Below are 19,785 nucleotides of genomic sequence, written 5' to 3'. Positions count from 1 at the left end.
CGGCAGCAAAACGCAAGCCCCTTATGAATGACGCAAAATAGCTTCAGCTACAGAAGGGAACCAGCGATTCAGCCATTTCAATAGTTTGACCTTGCCGATGGCGATCTCCAGACGGCCGCGCCGGAAATCGCGAAAGAATTGTTCGGCAAGCTGCTCCGGCGATAACTTGCCGCGGCCTCTGCCCTGTGTCATCGCAGTGTCCACAATCGGCGGTATGATCTCGAATACCTGAACAGGTGATTCTCTGAGCTGATCGCGCAGCGACTTGGTGAAAATATGCAGTGCAGCCTTTGTGCCGCAGTAGACGGGTGCCGATTTTTTGGGGACAATCCCGAGTCCTGAGGACACGTTAATAATGGCTGATTGCGGCTGGCGAGCCAGCAGCGGCAGCAACTGATCGATCAGCAGAATAGGGGCGGTCAGATTGATCCCGATCTCTTCCTCGATCAAGTCAGCTTCAACGCCGTTCATAAAGTTGTAATTATGCTGAATGCCCGCATTGTTAATGAGAATATTCAATGTCGGATGCCGCTCATACAGCGCTGCGACCAGTCCCTGAATGGCATCTTTGCTGCGAAGATCGCATGCATACGTCGAGACGGCTGGATACCTATCCTTTAGTGCATCCAGCTTCTGTTTGTTTTGCCCCACGACGATCACCTTATTGCCGTATTGAATGAATTGCTCAGTTAACGCCAATCCGATACCCGAGGCTCCGCCCGTAATCAGGACGGTATGTCCGGTTGCTTGCATCATCACCACTCCTCCTTGCATCACTATAGAGCGGAGGAGAATAAGGCGCATTAACCCAGGTTTATGCGCCTTCGAATTCGGCTGAGCGCCACGGGTGTAATGCCCAGATAAGAGGCGATGTGGTATTGCGGAATCTCGCTTTCAAGATCAACCATTCCTCTATGGGAAGAAAAGGAGGGATTTGGAGTGAGGCATAAAGCTATCTTAATTCGACTTCCATACAAACGGCTCCTTAATCGACGACATTACTCCGCTTCTAGTTAATTCTGCAAGCGATGCGGCAGCTCCTGTAGAATGCCAAGTGCATTTCTCAGGACATTCGCAAGTCTTTTCTCTTATCAGAAGTAACTGGTATATCAATCCTGGAATGGAATTCATTCCATAGTCCTAACTATAGTGTCCAACCACCTCTAAATGGACTAAAAAACAAATTGACAAAATCTTAAAATTTCCTTAATATTAGGACACAATCGTTCTTAATTGAGAACATTGGATCATTCGCTAATCGCTTCCCGTACTTATTCATGCAGGATGATACCATCCGTCAGAAGGAGGTGTTGCGCCTTGGAGAAGAAGGAATGGAAGGTACCGCAGTTGGAAGTGCTGAATGTGAGCATGACAATGAAGAAAAAACCGCATAAGCCCGGCAAAGGATCAGGTTCCGGCTCCGGTTCCAATCCGGGATCCGATCCCAGCATTGGCTTTGGCAGCTAGTAAGCGCATACATATCCGTGAGAAAAGCCCTTATTCCATATTAGCTGGGATGGGGGCTTATTACGTTGACAGGAGGTTCTGATGACGATTGTTGCCCTGACCTACCGATATACGGCCTTTGGCCTGCGCTTCAGAAGCGACATCCCGCCGGCCGAAGCGCAGCATTTGGATGACGACTTGAACACGTCCCTGGACGTAGATGTGACCTATGGCCCATTGGAGGCGCTTTGGTCGGAGCTGGCAGGAGAAGATGAGGCCTATGTCATTCAAGAGAATTTTGTATTGTTCCTCATTGAGAACGTCGCCTACTATCTTGTGCGTGATGGCAATGAGATTATCGTCTCGCCGATCGGAGAGCCCCCGATCGAGAAGCTGCGTCTGTTCTTGGACGGCTACGCGGCATCAGCTCTTCTGCTGCAGAGACGAATACTTCCCCTGCACGGTAGCGCAATAGCCATCCAAGGGCAGGCTTATGCCATCGTAGGTCAGTCCGGCGCAGGCAAGTCGACGCTTACGCGGGCCTTTCTGGAGCGCGGCTACAGCTTTTTGACCGACGATGTCATTCCGGTCTCGATTCCGGGGGACGGCGCAGCGCCTATGGTTATGGCGGCCTTGCCGGAGCAGAAGCTATGGCAGGAGTGTCTGCCTCACTTTGATCTGAATGGAAGCAGCTTGCCTACAATCTATGAACGCGAGGTGCAGCGCGGCGATAGCGTGGCGAGACGTATGAAATATGCGGTAGCGGTCGAGCGGCTTCAGCGCGAAGCCTTGCCGCTTGGCGGTGTTTTCGAGCTTGTGAAGGAGCCCGGCGGAGAGGAGCGGGTATCGCTCCACCCCATACAGAAGGCGGAGAAGTTCCAGGCCTTGCTGCAGCATACCTTCCACCGGGCGATTATTCCGCCGCTTGGCCTATTAGAGTGGCATTTTGGAGCCGTAGCCACTCTTGTGAGGAAGATTCCGGCGTACAGGCTGAAGCGCGCACCAACCCATTTTACGGCACATGAGTTAGTGGATTTAATTGTAGGCTATATAGAGGAGGAGCAGGGCTATGATCGCGGCATTAACAATGGACAGTCTCGTTAGTCAGGCAGAGGATCATCTGGCATCAGATGTGGACGGGGAGAAGGTGCTGCTGCATACGGGTACGTATGCTTATTACAACCTGGGGGATATCGGAGGCGATATTTGGTCCCGGCTGGAAGGGGCAGCGACGGTCCGGCAAGTAGTGGATGCGCTGTTGATCGATTATGCGGTTGAGCGTCCCGAGTGCGAGCGGCGGGTGCTGGACTTTCTGGAGCAGCTGTACCGGGAAGGGCTGATTCGGGTTGAGGCGTAAGGATGCTTGGGCAGGTCGCCGCGACAAGGGAGGCAAGCGGCGATGAGAGCGATCGCTTATTTCATGAAGGATATGCTTCGTTTTGCCGGCAGGAGGCTCGTGTTCAATTTCGCTGGCATGCTTGTCATCGGCATGATGCAATCGGCAGGCATTCTGCTGATCATTCCACTGCTTGGCTTAACAGGCCTCATCGAGCTGAAAGCGGATGACTATGGCTACTTGGCCGGCTTGCTGGAATGGTTCAAGCTCATACCGTTCATGCAAAGCCTGGCTGCTATTCTAGCGCTGTACGTGCTTATCCTTGTAGGGCAAAGCTTCATCGGCCGGCATCAAGCGATTGTGGACAAGAAAATTCAGCAGGGCTATCTCCGCAAGCTTCGCGAGGAAACGTACGGCAATCTGCTGCGGGCCGACTGGGCGTTCTATCTGCGCAACCGCAACGCCGATTTGGTTAAAATGCTGACGATTGAGATCGCACAGGTGAAAAAAGGCATTGGATTATCGCTCGACTTCATCTCCGCGCTTATCTTTGCAGCTGTAAAGATCGGCTTGGCTGTCGCGCTTTCTCCTATCATTACACTTGCAGTGTTGTTGAGCGGGGCCATTTTGCTGCTTTTCTCCCGGTATTTCACCCGCAAAGCCAAGCAATTCGGCCAAGACAATCTGGAGCTGTCGAAAATCTATCAAGCCGGCGTAACCGATCATCTTGGCGGCATGAAGGATATTAAGAGCAACACGCTGGAGCGGGCGCATGTCCACTGGATGAACGCCCTGCTTCTGAAGGTCGAGCATAATGCGGTAGCTTATACGAAAATGAAAACAAATTCCCAATTCATATATAGCGCTGTGTCGGCTATTCTGCTGGCGGTGCTCGTCTATGTGCTGGTCAGCTTGTTTCATTCGCAGCCTGCGCAGCTGCTGCTTATTATCGTTATTTTTTCCCGCTTGTGGCCGGTCGTCTCGAGCATGCAGTCCAGTCTGGAGAGTGTAGCTGCGCTAGTCCCGTCACTTGAGGCGCTGATCGAGATGCAGCAGGAGTGCGCAGAATCGCAGGAGTTGAGAAGCGGGAGCCTTGCGGGCGGCGGAGCGCTGGAGCTGCGGCATGGACTGGAGCTGCGCGGCGTCAGCTTCCGCTACCGGGAGAATGGCGAGTATCCGTATGCGCTGAGCAACATCCATGTGCATATCCCGGCCGGGAAAATGACGGCAATTGCCGGACCCTCGGGCGCGAGGAAGAGCACTCTCGTCGATATGCTTCTGGGATTGCATAAGCCGGCGAGCGGTGAAGTGCTGGTCGACGGCCAGCCGCTCGGCGAGCATAATTTGCTGCCGCTTAGGCGTTCAGTCAGCTATGTGTCGCAGGATCCATTCCTATTCCACGCCTCGCTGCGTGACAACCTGATACTGATGAACGAGAGTGCGACGGAAGCGGAGCTGTGGGAAGCGCTGGAGCTGGCGGCGGCGGGCGACTTGGCTAAGGGACTGCCCGAGGGTCTGGACACGATTATTGGCGATCGCGGCGTCCGCCTGTCCGGGGGAGAGCGGCAGCGAATCGTGCTGGCGCGGGCGCTATTGCGGAAGCCTACTATTCTCATATTGGACGAGGCGACAAGCGCGCTGGATACTGTGACGGAGAGGCGCGTGAAGGAGACGCTGGACGGTCTGAAGGGCACAATGACCATCATAGTGATCGCACACCGGCTGTCTACGATTCAGCATGCGGAGCAAGTCATTGTGCTTGATCAAGGAGAAATTGTGCAGCGCGGCGGCTATGACGATTTGGCAGGCGATGGGAACAGGTTATTCGGCAGGATGGTTGGACATTCAACCGGCTGAGCAGGACGTTAGTCAATTAGCACTAGATGATCCCCCACATGGGGGATTTTTTACTTAATAGAAAAAAAGTAGTATTTAGTTGATAGACGCGAATCCGGTCGGAATAGTAAAATTGGCATAGATGAACGAGGGGGTAGCAAGTCATGGATATCAGCTTTTCCGTATGCGCTACCGAAGTATACCAGACCAAGTACCTGGATTTTATGTTGAGGCATTATGAAAATCTGAACATGCCGTATCCGTTCATCGTTACTTTTGGCTTTATCGCAAGTCCCGTCCTGCTGGGAAGGGAAGCGATTCTATGCCTGGATGAGGAGAACGAAATAGTCGGGGCGCTTGGCTATATTCATGGAACTGGCGAGAAGCAATACGAGGATGAGCATGTCGTACAGATTCAGGCTGTCTATCTGGGTATGGCTTATAGAGGAACAAGGCTGTTCCTGCAAGGACTGCAGTTTCTCCTTCATCATTTGAAGCATCAACCCGTCAGTGTAACAGAGCTGGTGTTTTGGACAGGGCAGGAGCCTTACATCAACCGCCTGGCGGCCAAGTTCGCCGGACTGGAGTCGGTGACCGAGTCGGAATTCGGCAGGCTATCGGCCTATAGGGCCCCGGTGCCTGATTTGGAGGCCTACTTGCAGAAGTTTCGGCCTATGACACTCGCTTAAGACAGTATAGATTCAGGAGGACGACTGATGATTCGAGCGGAGATCAAGCTTTGTGAGCGCGATTCCGATTATGCCAGGTTCGCAGGCTTCTATATCGTGCATAGGCGGCAGTTTCGCCGCAATTATACGATCGATTCGGCGTCGGCTCATATTCTGATGACTCTGCCATCCTGTCATATCTTATTGGTTGAGAATGGCACAGGCGATTTGATCGGATTTACTCAATATTATTATGAAGCAGATACGGACACGGCGTTTATCGAATCAGCTATCCTGTTGGAAGAATACCGCAGCAGCCGGGTGTTCTTCGAGGGATTTCGCGACATGGTCCGTTTTGTGTGCCGGGATTACCCGTCCGTACGCCGCTTTCGCTTTCACGTGCTAGCCGAGAACCGGTACTTGAATCGGCTGTACAGGAAGTTTGCCGATCCGGCGGGAGAGAGAGAAAGCTATGACGAGCCGGAGCTGATTTATATTTCGGAGTTGTACAGGCTAAAGGCCTATTTGAGATTGGAATAGACCGGCAGCCCATTATTCTTGAAGGAGGTGAAAACAATGGTACCAACATTTGGTTTTAATAAGGAAATCGTGAAGGGCAGCGGCTTTGGCCGTATCGACGTTCTGAACGTTCTGAAAGCGAACGAGCAAGTTAGAACTTCCGCAGCTTCCAGCAAGTAAGAGGCTGAGCTTGCCCGATAGGGCCAGGCCGCAATTAAACAGGCAAGAGCATTTGTTGCGGAATGCTCTTGCCTGTTTTTTTGCGTTGGCGCCAATAGGTCTTCCGGCTATGAATTTGAGCCTTGAGTGCCTGAAAGATGCTCCAGCAATCCTTGCAGGATGGCCCCAAGTCCGGAAGGATTGCTCAGCATGGGCAGATGGCCGGCTTGCAGCTCTATAACGTGATCGGCGGCAAGATTAGCGGCCATACGGTCTTGGAACACCGGGGTGAACTCTTGATCCTTCATCAACTTGATATAGAACTTCGGAATAGCCGGAATAGGCGCATCCGTCCGATCGAAGTATAAACGCTTGGCCTCAGGCACAAAACTGTTCACGACAGCGTCGGATTGCGAACGGGGTAGATCATTGCATAACCCGGAGCGAATGGCCGAACCCGGAGGCTTGGTGCCAGCCAGTTTCATGACAGCCGCAAAAGCCATCCGTTTGAGAAAGGGCAGCGAGGAGAGGAATGATCCTCCGTCGCGCGGGATAGCGGCGCTGACCGCGACGAGCCCGACCACCCGGTCTTTCAAGTCCTCTGCCAGCCGCAGCGCAATCGATCCCCCGATGGAATGGGCGACGATTATGAACTTACGGACAGGCCAGCTCTCAATTTGACGTGTGGCCTCCGCGCAATAATCCAGGAAGGTGAGCTTGCAGCGCACTTCATCCGTACCGCTTCTCAGGGGCAGATCAATGAACAGGCTGGGGGCTTCTATATACTGCGAAGTCTTTTGCCATATTTCTCCTTTTAATCCTGCTCCATGAATACATACAACTCCGATACGTTCATTCATAGCTTTCATGCTTTTTGCGTTCATATCATCACCCTTTGGACTAGTATTCTATCTTTCCTATGACTTCATCCTAACCTATAAACAAGACAAATCCTGTCTTATTTATATGGTATGATCGAATGAATCAAGAAAGGGTGGAGCTCATGCAGAAATCGCAGCGCCTGATCCAGATGATTATGATGATTAATGCCAGGCGATCGTTTACGGTGCGAGAGCTTGCCGACGAATTTGGCCTATCTATGCGGACGATTACGAGAGATTTGCAGGAATTAAGCGAGCTTGGCATTCCCATCTATTCGGTTCAAGGCCGGGGAGGCGGCTACAGGCTGCTCCGGGAGCGGCTGCTTCCGCCGATCAGCTTCACGGAAGGCGAAGCGGTGGCGCTTTTTTTTGCCTGCCACTCGCTGCAATTTCTGGGATCGCTTCCGTTCGGGGAAGGGGCGGATTCCGCGCTCCATAAGTTCTATCATTATTTGCCCGCTGATATGAGGGAGAAGATCGATACGATGAAAGAAAGGATCATGATCTGGAGTCCGAAGCGGCCGATGTCGGAGGCTGTGCTGCGTATGCTGCTGCTGAGTATCATGGAGCGAAAGATCGTTACCATTCGCTATCGGTCAGAGTCGGGGGAGTCGGTACGCGATATCCAGGTCATCGGGTTATATGCCAGCTCCGGCTATTGGTATTGTCCCGCCTATTGCATGCAGCGCAAGGAGATCAGGCAGTTCCGGGCGGATCGTATCCTCTCGGCTGAATGGAACGAGGATGTGCCGTATGTGGATGAGATTGCACAGCTGACGCTGCAGGACAAACCTGATAAGAGCAGCCTTGCGCATGTTGAACTACGTGTGTCTTTGACAGCAAGAGGGGCGTGGGAGTTGGAGGCCAATCCTCGTTTCTCTCCTTACATGGAGCGCTTCGAGAACGGGAGCGGCAAGGCGGTCATTCCGATTCCGCAGGAGGATATTCCTTTCTACGGGGACCTCCTATGGTCGCTAGGAGCGGAGGCTGTAGTGGAAGGCCCGGAGGAGGCGATTGTCTATATAAGGAGCAAGATTCAGGCTATGCTGCCCCATTATGACAAATAAGAGGAAAATGATCCCTCTATTCAGAATAGAATGAGGCATAACGTTGCAGGTACAGTACGGAACTCTGAGGAGTTGAGCGTAATTGGGGACATATGCCGAATATAAGGAAGCTTTTGCTGGCTTGACGCTGCCGTTCGCTTTTGTAGATGTCGATAGGCTGGAAGAGAATATCGCAGCTATCACCCATGCGGCAGGAGGCAAGCATATCCGGATTGCAAGCAAATCGATTCGGTCGGTTGGCATGCTCAACAAGATACTGGAGGCGCATCCGGGCTACCGCGGGGTTATGTGCTATACGGCAGCGGAGGCGGTGTTTCTGGCGGCCCAGGGGCTGGATGACTTGCTGATCGGCTATCCGCAAGGAATGTCCTCTTCCATAGATCGGTTGCTCGATTGGATAGCGGATGGCCGAACCATCTCCTTTATGGTGGATTGCGTAGAGCATGTCGCGGAGCTTGAGCGCCGTGCCAAGGAGCGGGGCGTTATCGTGCCGTTATGTCTGGATCTTGATCTGTCGGTATCATATCCAGGCTTGCGCTTCGGTGTATGGCGTTCTCCTCTATCGACATGGGCGCACATGAAGCCGGTTGCGGAACGGATCACCCAATCCGCGTGGCTCATACTGGACGGATTAATGGGCTACGAAGCCCAGATCGCGGGCGTAGGCGACAATGCGCCGGGAACGGCCATGCGCAACGGACTCATTCGATGGCTGAAGAAGCGTGCCATAACCGAGGTTTCGCGCAGACGGGAGGAAGCTGTGCGCGGCATTGAGGAGCTGGGCGTCAAGCTGCGATTCGTCAACGCCGGAGGCACTGGCAGCCTGGACAGCTCGGGCCAAGAGCCGTGGGTGACGGAGCTTACGGCGGGATCTGGCTTTTATTCGCCGGGGTTGTTCGACAACTATAAGTCGTTCCGTTATCAGCCCGCTGCGGGCTATGCCATAGAAATCGTGCGCCGGCCGAGCGAAGATATTGTCACTTGCCTTGGAGGAGGTTATACCGCGTCCGGGGCAGCCGGGGCTGACAAGCTGCCGAAGCCGTATTTGCCGGAAGGACTGTCCTTGCTGCCGCTGGAAGGTGCGGGCGAGGTGCAGACGCCGCTGCGATGTCCCAAGAGTGTGCGGCTTGGGATTGGCGATCCGGTGTTCTTCCGCCATGCAAAGGCGGGCGAGCTGTGCGAGCGATTCCCGGTGCTGTACGCGGTATCGAAAGGGGAGCTGGTTGGGCAATACGTAACCTATCGGGGGATGGGGGAGTGTTTCTTATGAAGCGGAATGCTGCAGGCTGGTCTAATTGGTCGGGCTCGGTGAAGGCGTCGCCGCGCGAGGTGCTGCTGCCCGTCTCTATCGACGAGGTGACAACGGCGGTCCTCCGCTGCAGACAGGAAGGAAGGCGGCTGCGTGTGGTCGGATCTGGCCATTCTTTCACGGCGGTTGCCGCCAGCGATGATATGCTCATCTCGCTCGATCAGCTGCAAGGCATTGTAGAGGTGAATCCTGAAGCGGGCACCGCAACGGTATGGGCCGGCACCAAGCTTAAGCGGCTGGGCGAAGAGCTGTTCGGACATGGGCTCGCGCAAGAAAATTTGGGCGATATCGACGTACAGTCCATCGCCGGGGCGATTAGCACAGGCACGCATGGCACCGGACGCGGGCTGGGCACCATCTCGACCCAAGTCGTTGGCGTGACGGTTGTAACGGGGCAAGGCGAGGTTCTGGCTTGTACGGCGGAGTCCCACCCGGAATGGTTCAAGGCGCTGCAGGTATCGCTTGGCGCACTGGGCATTATCGTGCAAGTGACGCTTAGACTGAGACCGGCTTATAAGCTGGAATATGTGAGCAGCCGCATGCCCCTGACACAATGCCTGCAAGAGTCGGTCCGTCTCGCCGAAGAGAATCGCCACTTCGAGTTTTATTGGTTCCCCTACGCCGACCCTTGTCAGATCAAGCGGATGAATGAGACAGACATGCCTCCATCTAACCGCAAAGTAAGAGATTACATAGGCGATGTTGTCGTCGAGAATGCCGTATTCGGATTGTTGTCCGGCATATGCCGCAGAGTGCCAAAGTCGAGCGCCGTGATCAGCAGGCTGTCCGCTTCGCAGGTGCCGGTCGGACGGAAGGTGCAGTACAGCCATAAGCTGTTCGCTACGGCGCGGCTCGTCCGGTTCAATGAGATGGAATACAACCTTCCCGCTGAAGCGATGGTTCCGGCAATAGAAGAGATGCGGGAGACGATGGCCCGCATGAAGTTCCGCGTCCACTTTCCCGTGGAATGCCGTTATGTCCGGGGCGACGATATCTGGCTGAGTCCGTCTTACGGCAGGGATTCCGCTTATATCGCTGTACATATGTATAAGGGAATGCCGTATGAGGCGTATTTTGCAACGATGGAGGAGATCTTTCTTCGTTATGGAGGAAGGCCGCATTGGGGCAAGCTGCATACGCTGAATAGCGGACGCCTCAAAGAGCGGTATCCGATGTGGGAGGCCTTCCACAGGGTGAGGACAAACCTTGACCCGGATCGAATCCTTCTGAATCCCTATATCGAAAAGCTGTTCGATGCATAACTTATTTACATAAAACATCGCATCACTCTACCCGCTAGCTAAGGAATACGATGTTATTTATAGCAGCCGATTGAGTGCGAGGTGCTTTTGGAATACGGAAGCAAGCGTTGATAATCGTTATTACGGTGAATGAGCCGCGAGCGTTCATGACAGAAGGGGTGCGGTATCTACGACAACCGGACTCACTTGTAAGAAAACGCTTTAAATAGATCTGTTCCAGCTCCGGGCCATTCTGTATACTGAGCATAGTTATACGATCGAACGATGTATAGAGGCTTAGGAGGAGATCTTCTCATGTCCAGATGGTTGCTTGGGTTAATTGTAATGACAGGACTGATTCATCTCGCTACACTGTCGGTCAACAGCGAGCCGCTGCATTGGGTATTCAAGCTGCTTCCCATGACGCTAATCATAACGCTGGCCGTCACGTCCCATCCAGGAAGGACGTCGCGAGTGTACAAGGGGCTTGTTGTCACGGGGCTTATCTTCAGCATTGGCGGGGACGCATTTCTGCTCATGTCCGGCGACAAGTGGTTTACATTAGGGCTAGCTTCCTTCCTTGCAGGCCATCTGTTCTATACAGCTGCCATGCTGACACGTCTGAGAGGTTCACTGCTCGGCTGGCTGGCAGGCATTCCGATCGTCGTGTATTGCATCTGGATGGCTAACAAATTCCATACGATTCTTATCGCCGATGATTCGAAGAGCGGGCTATGGCTTCCGGTTCTGTGCTACATAATCGTCATCGGCTTGATGTTCTGGACGGCAATCCTAAGCGGCAACAGGTATGCCGTCATCGGGGCGCTGCTCTTCGTTATCTCGGATTCTGTGCTGGCGTGGAATAAGTTTGTAGAGGCGGTTCCTTCCGCCGGGCTGTTGATCATGTCGACCTATTTCGCTGCTCAGTTGTTCCTCGCAGGCAGCATCTCCGGCAGCTTGAAGATATGGCGAACCACTGGGCAAGCTCCTCCATTGAACGCGCATTGAAGAGCGGCATAAGACGAAGCCCCCTCCATCGACTGACGGGTAGCTTCGTCTTTGTGCTTTGGATGTGCGCATAACGCTTAAATGCCCAAACGGCGGAACCCAAATATAGAGTTGCGAGAATCGTTTAATTGCTGCCGATACCTGCTGTTTGACGGTTGGAAAGCGGAGCCGGATATGCAAGAGAGCGCACCCTGCCAAACAGCGCCAATGACTCCTGAATCGAATCATGAAGCCAACAAAAAATCGCCTCCGCAAGCCGAGGAGGGCATTGCGGGGTGATCTCACAAGTATCGGCGTTAAGCCTTCGCCTCATATAAGCGGACGATCTCAACGATCGTCTTGACGGCCAGTTCCATATGATCGACCGAGACATATTCGTAGCGGCCGTGATAGTTCATGCCGCCTGTGAAGATATTCGGCGTAGGCAGTCCCTTGAAGGAAAGCTGAGAGCCGTCCGTGCCGCCGCGAATCGGCTCGACGATCGGGGTGATGCCGAGATTGACCATCGCCTCATGCGCGATGTCGACGACTTCTTTCACCGGCTCGATTTTCTCGCCCATGTTGTAATACTGGTCCTTCATCTCCAGTTGAATGCGTCCCTCGCCATATTGGGCTTGCAGCTCTTGTACGATGCTGGACAAGCGTTCCTTGCGTCCATTGAAGAGATCGCGGTTATGGTCGCGGATAATATATCTGAGCGATGCTTGCTCCACATCGCCTTCAAGTGCCATCAGGTGGAAGAAGCCCTCATAGCCTTCCGTATGCTCAGGAGCTTCATTCGCAGGAAGCTTGCTGTTCAACTCGATCGCGATTTTGAGCGCGTTGATCATTTTGTTCTTTGCCGTGCCAGGATGGACGTTTTTGCCCTGAATCGTAATTTTGGCACCGGCGGCGTTGAAGCTTTCATATTGCAGCTCGCCAAGGGGACCGCCATCCATCGTATAAGCGTAGGTAGCGCCGAAGGCATCGACGTCAAAGCGGTGGGCGCCGCGTCCGATCTCTTCGTCTGGCGTGAAGGCCACGCGGATTTTACCGTGCTTGATCTCAGGATGAGCAATCAGATACGCCATAGCCGTCATAATCTCGGTCATGCCCGCCTTGTCATCGGCGCCGAGCAGCGTCGTACCGTCGGTTGTGACGAGGGTATGCCCTTTATAGCCGGGCAGCTCTGGGAATTCCGACGGGGACAGGATGATCCGTTGAGCTTCATTCAGTACAATGTCTCCGCCGTCATAGTTCTCGACAACCTGCGGATTAACGCCTGCCCCGGTCATATCCGTCGCTGTATCGAGATGAGCCATGAAGCCGATTGTCTTTACGTCTTTATCGGTGTTGGCAGGCAGTGTCGCCATCACGTATCCGTTATCGTCAACGGTCACGTCGCTCATGCCGATTGCCTTCAGCTCTTCGACCAGCATGCGGCCAAGCGTCAGCTGGCCTGGCGTGGACGGGCATTGCTCGTTGCTTTCGTTCGACTGGGTGTCGACTTTTACATATGTGAAAAACCGGGAAAGCAGCTCTTGTCTCATCGACATGGTTATTTCATCTCCTATATTCATCTTCAAGCAAAGTATAATATAAAGCAGGGATCAAATGAAAGGCGACCGCTTGACAGTCAGAAAGTGAGGAGCAAGATGATAAACCAGAAGCATGAACGCGCTCTGTACGCTCAAATCGCTCGGAAGCTTAATCCGGAAGGGGAGCTGCGTGAGTACCGAGCATTGACGGGAGGCGTATCAGCCTCGACTACTTATATAGAAGTCGCGGCTAGAGATGGCGCGATAAGCCGTTACGTCGTTCGTCAGCACGGCGAAGCCGATTTGAGAAGAGACGCTGACATTGCCAGGCATGAATTCGAGCTGCTCCAGCTGTTGAAGCAGCATGGCGTTTCTGTTGCGCAGCCTGTGTATTATGATCAATCCAGCGCCATTCTTTCTGGTCCGTACATCGTGGCTGCATACCTAGAAGGCAGCGCCGAGCTGCAGCCCAAGCAAGCTGTGCCGTATGCAGGGCAGTTAGGCAGTCAGTTGGCGGCTATTCATCGAGTGGCGGTCAGCCGCTCGGAGCTTCCTTTTTTGGCTGATATGTACGACGTTATGGCCAATAAGCTGCGTTCCGCACCCGAACAGCTGGATGATTCGTTAAGCGAGGGGATCATTCGCGAAGCGCTCCTTCAAGGATGGCCGAATATGCACCGGAACGAAGATGGTATTCTGCACGGTGATTATTGGCCAGGGAATGTGCTGTGGAAGGACGGCTCCATTGCCGCCGTTCTCGACTGGGAGGACGCTGCGTGGGGCGACCCGCTGTCGGATGTCGGCAATGCCAGGCTGGAGCTGCTCTGGGTATGCGGGGAAGAAGCGATGGAAGCCTTCACGCGGCAATATCAGACGGAGATGCCTCACTTGGCTTACGGAGGCTTGTCCTATTGGGATTTGTGCGCGGCGCTCCGGCCTGCATCTCGCCTATCCAGCTGGGGACTGGAGCCGGAAGTCGAACGCATCATGCGGGAGCGCCATGCCGGCTTCGTCAATCGCGCGCTGGCTAATAGGCATAACGTATAAGAAAGGGGAGACGGTGTGATCCGTCTCCCCTTCGCGCTATGCAAGAGATCATACTTAAGCCTGCTCGCGCATTTTTTTATTCCGGGCGTAAATCATGCCGATCGTCCTCTCGAGATCGGGTTCTCTCAGGCGCAGATCGCGGAGATTGTGCTGCCTCGTAACCAGGCTGACGGCTTCGCCCAGCGAGACGTCGCTTCGGTCGAATTGGTACATGACGAGTTGGCCTGAATGTGCCACAACTTGCTTACGGCATCCTCCACAATAGTGTCATTGCCTCTATACTCTACTTCGAGCAAGGTTCCTCCCCCGTATTGACGGCTGAAAGATTGCAGGCCGCCATCATAGATGATCTGTCCTTCATCAATCATCATAAGACGTTCACAAACTTCCTCAATATCGTCCATATCATGCGTGGTCAGGATTACGGTTGTTTTTTCTCGGCATTCAATTCTTTCAGAAATCGTCTAATATTGGTTTTGGCGATGACATCGAGCCCGATGGTGGGTTCGTCCAGATACAGGATTTTGGGATCATGGAGCAGGGAAGCGGCAAGGTTCGCCCTCATCTTTTGCCTCAGGCTAAGCTGCCGGATCGGCGTCCGATAGAAGCCCTTCATCTCCAGCAGCTCCACCATAAACTCTACATTGCGGCGGAACACGTCAGGCTCAATACGGTACATGCGTTGGAACAGCCGAAACGTATCCTCCATGGGCAGATCCCAGTACAGCTGCGAGCGCTGGCCGAATACGACACCGATATGCATCGCGTTTCTCTTGCGGTCCCGGCTTGGCTCGATTCCATTGGTCAGAATGCGGCCGGAGGTAGGCGTGAGCACACCGGACAGCATCTTGACCGTCGTGGACTTGCCGGCTCCGTTCGGGCCGATGAAGCCGACGAGTTCTCCTTCTTTGATATGGAAGGAAAGATCGGAGACCGCAGTCTTCCACTCATATGCGCGGGAGAACAGGGATTGGGCGGAGGCGAGCCAGCCGCTCTCACGCGGCCGGTTCACCCGATAGGCTTTGGACACGTCATGAACTTCGATCATCGTATAGTCTCCTTTTTAAGAACCTGTGCTGTGATAATGGTTGATTCCCCATCGCCATAGCAGAATTGCACCGGTGAACAACACGGCTCCGACAGCTAGTGTCAAATATTGAAAGACGGGATGAAACAGCAGGAAGTCTTGTTTGTTCAAAAAATATTGCGCCGGATAAAAGTTAATAAAGGCATACGGTACGACCAGTGTCAGCACGATCTGAATCGATGCCGGATAGATGGATACCGGATAACGGATAAAGTCTTTAAAATCATGCAGGAACAACTGGGCAAGGCTTGTATTCCGCACCATCTAGAAGGACGGGATTGCGGTATAGATGAAGGCAGAGGCTTGAATCAGCATGCCGCCAATGAGCGTGGCGAACAAAAAGCATAATCCCATATGCCTAGCGACAGATCCAAATGATAGATGCAGATGCCGATGAACAGCAGCCCGAAGGCGACGTTGGAGAAGTAGGATGCGGTAAACTCGCGGCTCATTAGATAGAGCAGCGGATTCATCGGCTTGGTCAGCAGCTCGTCGAATTCGCCGGACTGAACCTTGGCAGGCAGCTTGGTGAAGGGATGGAAGCAGAAGAAAGCCGCCATCGAATAGGACGTCAGATTCAAGGCGTACAGGAACATAACCTCGTATTGTCCCCAACCGGCAATCGATTCGAAGCGATAGAGCAGCACCCAGATCAAAGCGAATTCAGTGCTCCATACAATGCCGCGGGACAGAAAGGTAAGCAGGAAGGCCGCCCGGTATTCGGTCTTGGCCTTTATATTGATACGGATGAAAGTCCAATACAGCGATGCGTATTCCATAGCTAGCCTCCTTGAACGAATATTTTGTGCTGCGCCCGGGACCATACCCATTTCTCCAGCAGCAGGAGAAGGGCGATCCAGAAGCCTTGCAGGGCGATAATGCCAAGCGCTCCTTCCAAGTCCGTCTTCCCGGCCAAGATGGCGATGGGCTCAAAGGTGACGAGCCGGAAGGGCAGGAATGTGCCGACGTGCAGCAGCCATTGCGGATAGAACCATAACGGAACGAAGGTGCCGGCAAACAGCTCATAGAAGGCCTTCATGAACCAGTCGATATAATAGGCATTGCCCGTCCAGAAGCTGGTGAGGCCAAGCAAGTAATGGATATGGTAGATGATCACAATGCCGCAGATGACACTAATGGCAAAAAGCAGGATTCGCAGGGGGTCGGCCGCAATCGTCGGGACGCTCATGAAGGCGAAGTAGATCACGCAGGCCGGAACGGCGCTGAAGAGAAAGCGGAACATATTCTCGCCCCATTGGTCCGCGATCATATACGACTTAAAGGATACAGGCTTGATGAGATCGGTGCTGATCGAGCCGCTGATGACCTTGTCTCCAATCGTTCAGCCGATGCGGGAGTAAGTCAGGGTGCCGACCAGCAGATTAATGAGGACAAAGAGCATCATGTCATTGTAGGTGATGCCACCTATCGCTTCTTTCCCGCGGAACAAGCCTTGCCATACGCTCATCAGGACGAATAGCTTCAGGAACGAGCCCAGGGCAAGGATGGCTGTATTGCTGCGGTACACGCTATTCATACGGAATGCGGTCATGGCGAACATGGCAAACAAAGAGAAATGTGTCATCATACGGTGAGTCCTCCTTTCCAAGCGTGGTGAATTTGGAGCTGTATCGCATTTTTTATTACACGGCAAAAGCAGGGAGCATATCCAAGGCGGCCCAACAGCTGCACATGGCCCAGCCCAGTGCGAGCCTTGCCGTCAAGCAGCTGGAGGATTCACTTCAGACGAACCTGTTCCACCGGACGCCGCGAGGCGTGTCACTGACCAGCGAAGGCAGGACATTGTTCGCTTACATAGAGCAAGCCTAATGCCCCTATCAAAAACAGAGAGGAAGCAAATCATTGGTTACAGACTGTATTAGAGGGATTGGGTCTTAATCAGATTGATCTTGCCGGACATTTGATGGGAGGTTATTTGGCGCTGAATTATGGGCTGGCCCACCCAGAGCAACTAACCTCGTTGGCTCTACTCGCGCCTGCAGGAAGTTTTCATCCCATGTCGCTCAAGTTTTTTGCCAAGATCTATCCAGCGCTGTTGCTGCGGACTGAGAAAAGGATAGATCGTGCTTTTCGCTGGTTCTCGGGAACGGGCCAGCCGCTTGATCCCATATTCCGAAGTCAAGTGATTGCCGGCTACCAGAATGCCAAACCTTTGCTTCAGCTTATGCCCTCTTCGTTCAAGCCGGAGGATTTCTCCAGGTACAGGGTGCCGACATTACTTCTCGTAGGCGACAAAGAAGTGATCTATCCTCCGCTTGAAGTTGTGGCAAGAGCGAAACGCCTGATACCGGGCTTGCATGTGCATGTTATCCCTGGAGCCAGTCATTCCTTGACAATAGAGCATGCGGATGATGTGAATCATCTCTTGCTTCGCTTTCTCGCGGAGCTCCGATCGGAATAGCAGCCTGCATCGGCAAATAGCGATAAAACGCCCGTTAACATCCATTGTGACAGGCGTTTTTTTGTTATATGATAGGATGGTGAATCGGGGGTAATCCCATTCATGCCTATTATGGATATGATAATGGAGGACAAGATGAATCCTAGAGATTTGAACTATAGAATGCCTGCTGAGTGGGCACAACATGAAAGAACCTTTATGTCCTGGCCCGTTCAGGATTCGATGGTATATCCGGAGCAATATGAGGAAGTAATGGCAGGTTACGCCGAGATTATTACGGCGATTGCCGAATTCGAGCCGGTTACGGTTATCGTTAACCCGGACGACCTGGAGCGGGTAGGCGCTCGCTTCACAGGCAATGGCAACGTGGAGCTGCTGCCGATTCAGCACAATGACGCCTGGTTCCGCGACAACGGGCCGACATTCCTGCTGAACGAGCAGGATGAGCTTGCCGGGGTGAATTGGGGCTTCAACGCTTGGGGCGGCAAATATTCGCCATGGGACCTAGACGATGCGGTAGCGCCGCAAGTGCTGAAGCATGTCGACGTTCGTCAGTTCGACGCACCGCTTGTCATGGAGGGCGGATCGATTCATGCAGACGGAGAAGGCACGCTACTGACGACGGAGGAATGCCTCCTGAACGAGAACCGCAATCCGGAGCTGACGCGTGAGCAGATCGAAGCCCATGTGAAGCAATTCGTGAACGTGGACGAAATCATCTGGCTGAAGCGCGGTCTGAGCGGCGACGAGACGGACGGCCATGTCGACAATATCGCTTGCTTCGCAGCGCCGGGCAAAGTCATTATTCAAGTATGCGACGATCCTTCGGATGAGAATTATGCAATCACGCAGGAGAATCTGCGAATTCTTCGCGACGCCGTCGATGCGAAGGGGCGCAAGCTGGAGATCATTGAGATCCCGCAGCCTCCGTACACCGAATATGAAGGCCAGCGCCTGACGCTGAGCTACTTGAACTTCTATTTTGTTAATGACGGTATCATTTTGCCGGTATTCGGCGGCGCGTCCGAAGAGACGGACCGCAAGGCGGAGGAGATTCTTGCCGCAGCATTCCCTGAACGCAGAATCCGCAAGGTGAACGGCATGGCGATTATCGCCGAGGGCGGCAATGTTCACTGCACGACGCAACAGATGCCGGCAGGCCGGGCATAATCGAATTATGGAAGAGGAGGCAATACGACTATGAGAAAAGTAAAAGTAGCGGCTACTCAAATGAGCTGCTCTACCGATAGAGATGACAACATCCGCAAGGCAGACGCTTTGGTGCGCGAAGCAGCCAAGCAAGGCGCCCAAATCATCCTGCTTCAGGAGTTGTTCGAGACGCCTTACTTCTGCCAGAAGGAGAAGGCGGATTACTACGTCTACGCGACGGAGCTGGAAGAGAACGCGGCGATCAATCACTTCCGCCAAGTAGCGAAGGAATTGCAGGTTGTGCTTCCGATCAGCTTCTACGAGAAGAAGAACAACGCGCGTTACAACTCGCTGGCAGTCATTGACGCAGACGGCGAAGTACTGGGCAAATACCGCAAGAGCCATATTCCGGACGGCCCGGGCTATGAAGAGAAATTCTATTTCAATCCTGGCGATACAGGGTTCAAGGTATGGAATACACGTTACGGCAAAATCGGCATCGGCGTATGCTGGGATCAATGGTATCCGGAAGCTGCGCGCTGCATGGCGCTTATGGGCGCTGAAATTCTGTTCTACCCAACAGCCATCGGCTCTGAGCCTCAGGATGGATCGATCGATTCCAAGGATCATTGGCAAATGTGCATGCTGGGCCATGCCGCATCCAATCTGGTGCCTGTCATTGCATCGAACCGCGTAGGCTTGGAATCCGATGAGGATTCCAGCATTACGTTCTACGGTTCGTCCTTTATCGCAGGTCCTCAAGGCAACAAGGTTGCGGAAGCGGGCCGCAACGAGGAGACGGTGCTGGTAGCGGAGTTTGATCTGGATCAACTGGAGACGCAGCGCATCGAGTGGGGCATCTTCCGCGACCGCCGACCGGATCTGTACGGCATTATCGGATCCTATGATGGCGAGCTTCGTATCAAGTAATATACGCTCACGTAAACCTTCCGGCCGTTGGCCGGGAGGTTTTTTTGTTGATATGGCGTCAGCAGCATTAGGTAATTACACTTCATCAAGCAGGTATGCGTGAAAATCCAAGGACTGCGGGGTGCCAAGGGTGCTTTGTCCGGGCTGACTCGCTCGTGCCGCC

Annotated in this window: 25 protein-coding genes; 16 read left to right on the top strand and 9 right to left on the bottom strand. The window is 53.5% G+C overall.

Going from position 1 to position 19,785, the window contains the following annotated elements; translation table 11 throughout:
* Positions 1-21: 21 nt before the first annotated feature.
* Positions 22-756, bottom strand: a complete 735-nt coding sequence (locus D3P07_RS19145; RefSeq protein WP_259391594.1) for an SDR family oxidoreductase — start codon at positions 754-756, stop codon at positions 22-24.
* A gap of 561 nt (positions 757-1,317) precedes the next feature.
* On the opposite strand from D3P07_RS19145, the gene D3P07_RS27160 reads away from it, so the two are divergent.
* The 7 genes from D3P07_RS27160 to D3P07_RS27635 all read left to right on the top strand — a co-directional run bounded on the left by D3P07_RS27160 (position 1,318) and on the right by D3P07_RS27635 (position 5,985).
* Complete coding sequence (locus D3P07_RS27160) at positions 1,318-1,467, top strand: paeninodin family lasso peptide (RefSeq protein WP_182914402.1); 150 nt, start codon at positions 1,318-1,320, stop codon at positions 1,465-1,467.
* Between the two features lie 81 nt (positions 1,468-1,548).
* Complete coding sequence (locus tag D3P07_RS19130; protein ID WP_119801855.1) at positions 1,549-2,550, top strand: aldolase; 1,002 nt, start codon at positions 1,549-1,551, stop codon at positions 2,548-2,550.
* Positions 2,516-2,803 carry a lasso peptide biosynthesis PqqD family chaperone gene (locus tag D3P07_RS19125; protein WP_119801854.1) on the top strand — a complete coding sequence of 96 codons (288 nt, stop codon included), beginning with the start codon at positions 2,516-2,518 and terminating at the stop codon, positions 2,801-2,803. Before D3P07_RS19130 ends, D3P07_RS19125 begins: the two co-directional genes overlap by 35 nt.
* A gap of 42 nt (positions 2,804-2,845) precedes the next feature.
* On the top strand, positions 2,846-4,639 hold the full coding sequence (locus D3P07_RS19120) for an ABC transporter ATP-binding protein (RefSeq protein ID WP_119801853.1): 1,794 nt from the start codon (positions 2,846-2,848) through the stop codon (positions 4,637-4,639).
* Positions 4,640-4,782: 143 nt separating this feature from the next.
* Positions 4,783-5,307 carry a hypothetical protein gene (locus tag D3P07_RS19115; protein ID WP_119801852.1) on the top strand — a complete coding sequence of 175 codons (525 nt, stop codon included), beginning with the start codon at positions 4,783-4,785 and terminating at the stop codon, positions 5,305-5,307.
* 27 nt (positions 5,308-5,334) lie between these two features.
* Positions 5,335-5,826: a hypothetical protein gene (locus D3P07_RS19110; RefSeq protein WP_119801851.1), complete on the top strand. Its 492-nt coding sequence runs from the start codon at positions 5,335-5,337 to the stop codon at positions 5,824-5,826.
* A 36-nt stretch (positions 5,827-5,862) separates the two neighbouring features.
* Positions 5,863-5,985, top strand: coding sequence for a hypothetical protein (locus D3P07_RS27635; RefSeq protein WP_259391593.1), 123 nt, complete (start codon positions 5,863-5,865; stop codon positions 5,983-5,985).
* A gap of 107 nt (positions 5,986-6,092) precedes the next feature.
* Here the strand turns inward: D3P07_RS27635 and D3P07_RS19105 are convergent, their stop codons facing one another.
* A complete protein-coding gene (locus D3P07_RS19105; RefSeq protein ID WP_259391592.1) occupies positions 6,093-6,848 on the bottom strand; it encodes an alpha/beta fold hydrolase in 756 nt (251 codons plus the stop codon).
* Between the two features lie 119 nt (positions 6,849-6,967).
* Between D3P07_RS19105 and D3P07_RS19100 the strand changes: the two genes are divergently transcribed.
* The 4 genes from D3P07_RS19100 (at position 6,968) to D3P07_RS19085 (ending at position 11,470) form a co-directional block, all read left to right on the top strand.
* Complete coding sequence (locus D3P07_RS19100) at positions 6,968-7,912, top strand: helix-turn-helix transcriptional regulator (RefSeq protein WP_119801850.1); 945 nt, start codon at positions 6,968-6,970, stop codon at positions 7,910-7,912.
* Positions 7,913-7,994: 82 nt separating this feature from the next.
* Positions 7,995-9,182, top strand: a complete 1,188-nt coding sequence (locus D3P07_RS19095; protein WP_119801849.1) for an amino acid deaminase/aldolase — start codon at positions 7,995-7,997, stop codon at positions 9,180-9,182.
* Positions 9,179-10,483: a D-arabinono-1,4-lactone oxidase gene (locus D3P07_RS19090; protein ID WP_119801848.1), complete on the top strand. Its 1,305-nt coding sequence runs from the start codon at positions 9,179-9,181 to the stop codon at positions 10,481-10,483. The genes D3P07_RS19095 and D3P07_RS19090 overlap by 4 nt, the downstream gene beginning before the upstream one ends.
* 294 nt (positions 10,484-10,777) lie before the next feature.
* Positions 10,778-11,470: a lysoplasmalogenase gene (locus tag D3P07_RS19085; RefSeq protein ID WP_182914401.1), complete on the top strand. Its 693-nt coding sequence runs from the start codon at positions 10,778-10,780 to the stop codon at positions 11,468-11,470.
* 296 nt (positions 11,471-11,766) lie between these two features.
* On the opposite strand, the gene pepT is transcribed toward D3P07_RS19085, so the two are convergent.
* The gene (gene pepT, locus D3P07_RS19080) at positions 11,767-12,999 is read right to left on the bottom strand and encodes a peptidase T (RefSeq protein ID WP_119802040.1); all 1,233 of its coding nucleotides are present in this window, start codon (positions 12,997-12,999) and stop codon (positions 11,767-11,769) included.
* Between the two features lie 105 nt (positions 13,000-13,104).
* Between pepT and D3P07_RS19075 the strand changes: the two genes are divergently transcribed.
* A complete protein-coding gene (locus D3P07_RS19075; protein ID WP_119801846.1) occupies positions 13,105-14,034 on the top strand; it encodes a phosphotransferase in 930 nt (309 codons plus the stop codon).
* A gap of 54 nt (positions 14,035-14,088) precedes the next feature.
* Here D3P07_RS19075 and D3P07_RS26750 read toward each other — a convergent pair whose 3' ends face one another.
* The 6 genes from D3P07_RS26750 to D3P07_RS19045 all read right to left on the bottom strand — a co-directional run bounded on the left by D3P07_RS26750 (position 14,089) and on the right by D3P07_RS19045 (position 16,709).
* Complete coding sequence (locus D3P07_RS26750; protein WP_147384542.1) at positions 14,089-14,271, bottom strand: type 2 periplasmic-binding domain-containing protein; 183 nt, start codon at positions 14,269-14,271, stop codon at positions 14,089-14,091.
* Positions 14,272-14,455: 184 nt separating this feature from the next.
* Positions 14,456-15,082, bottom strand: coding sequence for an ABC transporter ATP-binding protein (locus D3P07_RS19065; protein ID WP_119801844.1), 627 nt, complete (start codon positions 15,080-15,082; stop codon positions 14,456-14,458).
* Positions 15,083-15,097: 15 nt separating this feature from the next.
* Complete coding sequence (locus D3P07_RS19060; RefSeq protein ID WP_119801843.1) at positions 15,098-15,385, bottom strand: ABC-2 family transporter protein; 288 nt, start codon at positions 15,383-15,385, stop codon at positions 15,098-15,100.
* 44 nt (positions 15,386-15,429) lie between these two features.
* Entirely contained in the window at positions 15,430-15,900 is a 471-nt protein-coding gene (locus D3P07_RS19055; protein ID WP_182914400.1) for an ABC-2 family transporter protein, read from the bottom strand.
* A gap of 2 nt (positions 15,901-15,902) precedes the next feature.
* Entirely contained in the window at positions 15,903-16,460 is a 558-nt protein-coding gene (locus D3P07_RS19050; RefSeq protein ID WP_119801841.1) for an ABC transporter permease, read from the bottom strand.
* A gap of 3 nt (positions 16,461-16,463) precedes the next feature.
* Positions 16,464-16,709 (bottom strand): hypothetical protein, encoded by a 246-nt coding sequence (locus tag D3P07_RS19045; RefSeq protein WP_147384541.1) that lies wholly within the window; start codon positions 16,707-16,709, stop codon positions 16,464-16,466.
* Between the two features lie 32 nt (positions 16,710-16,741).
* On the opposite strand from D3P07_RS19045, the gene D3P07_RS19040 reads away from it, so the two are divergent.
* The 4 genes from D3P07_RS19040 to aguB all read left to right on the top strand — a co-directional run bounded on the left by D3P07_RS19040 (position 16,742) and on the right by aguB (position 19,622).
* Complete coding sequence (locus D3P07_RS19040) at positions 16,742-16,951, top strand: LysR family transcriptional regulator (protein WP_259391591.1); 210 nt, start codon at positions 16,742-16,744, stop codon at positions 16,949-16,951.
* Positions 16,952-16,958: 7 nt separating this feature from the next.
* Positions 16,959-17,543 (top strand): alpha/beta fold hydrolase, encoded by a 585-nt coding sequence (locus tag D3P07_RS19035; RefSeq protein ID WP_119801838.1) that lies wholly within the window; start codon positions 16,959-16,961, stop codon positions 17,541-17,543.
* Positions 17,544-17,678: 135 nt separating this feature from the next.
* Positions 17,679-18,713 (top strand): agmatine deiminase family protein, encoded by a 1,035-nt coding sequence (locus tag D3P07_RS19030; protein WP_119802039.1) that lies wholly within the window; start codon positions 17,679-17,681, stop codon positions 18,711-18,713.
* A gap of 30 nt (positions 18,714-18,743) precedes the next feature.
* Entirely contained in the window at positions 18,744-19,622 is an 879-nt protein-coding gene (gene aguB, locus D3P07_RS19025; RefSeq protein ID WP_119801837.1) for an N-carbamoylputrescine amidase, read from the top strand.
* Positions 19,623-19,785 lie beyond the last annotated feature (163 nt).

Origin of the sequence: Paenibacillus sp. 1011MAR3C5 (assembly GCF_003591485.1) — a bacterium.
Classification (GTDB): domain Bacteria; phylum Bacillota; class Bacilli; order Paenibacillales; family Paenibacillaceae; genus Pristimantibacillus.
Note: the sequence above shows the minus strand (reverse complement) of the source record. Positions and strands in the feature narration are given on the sequence as shown.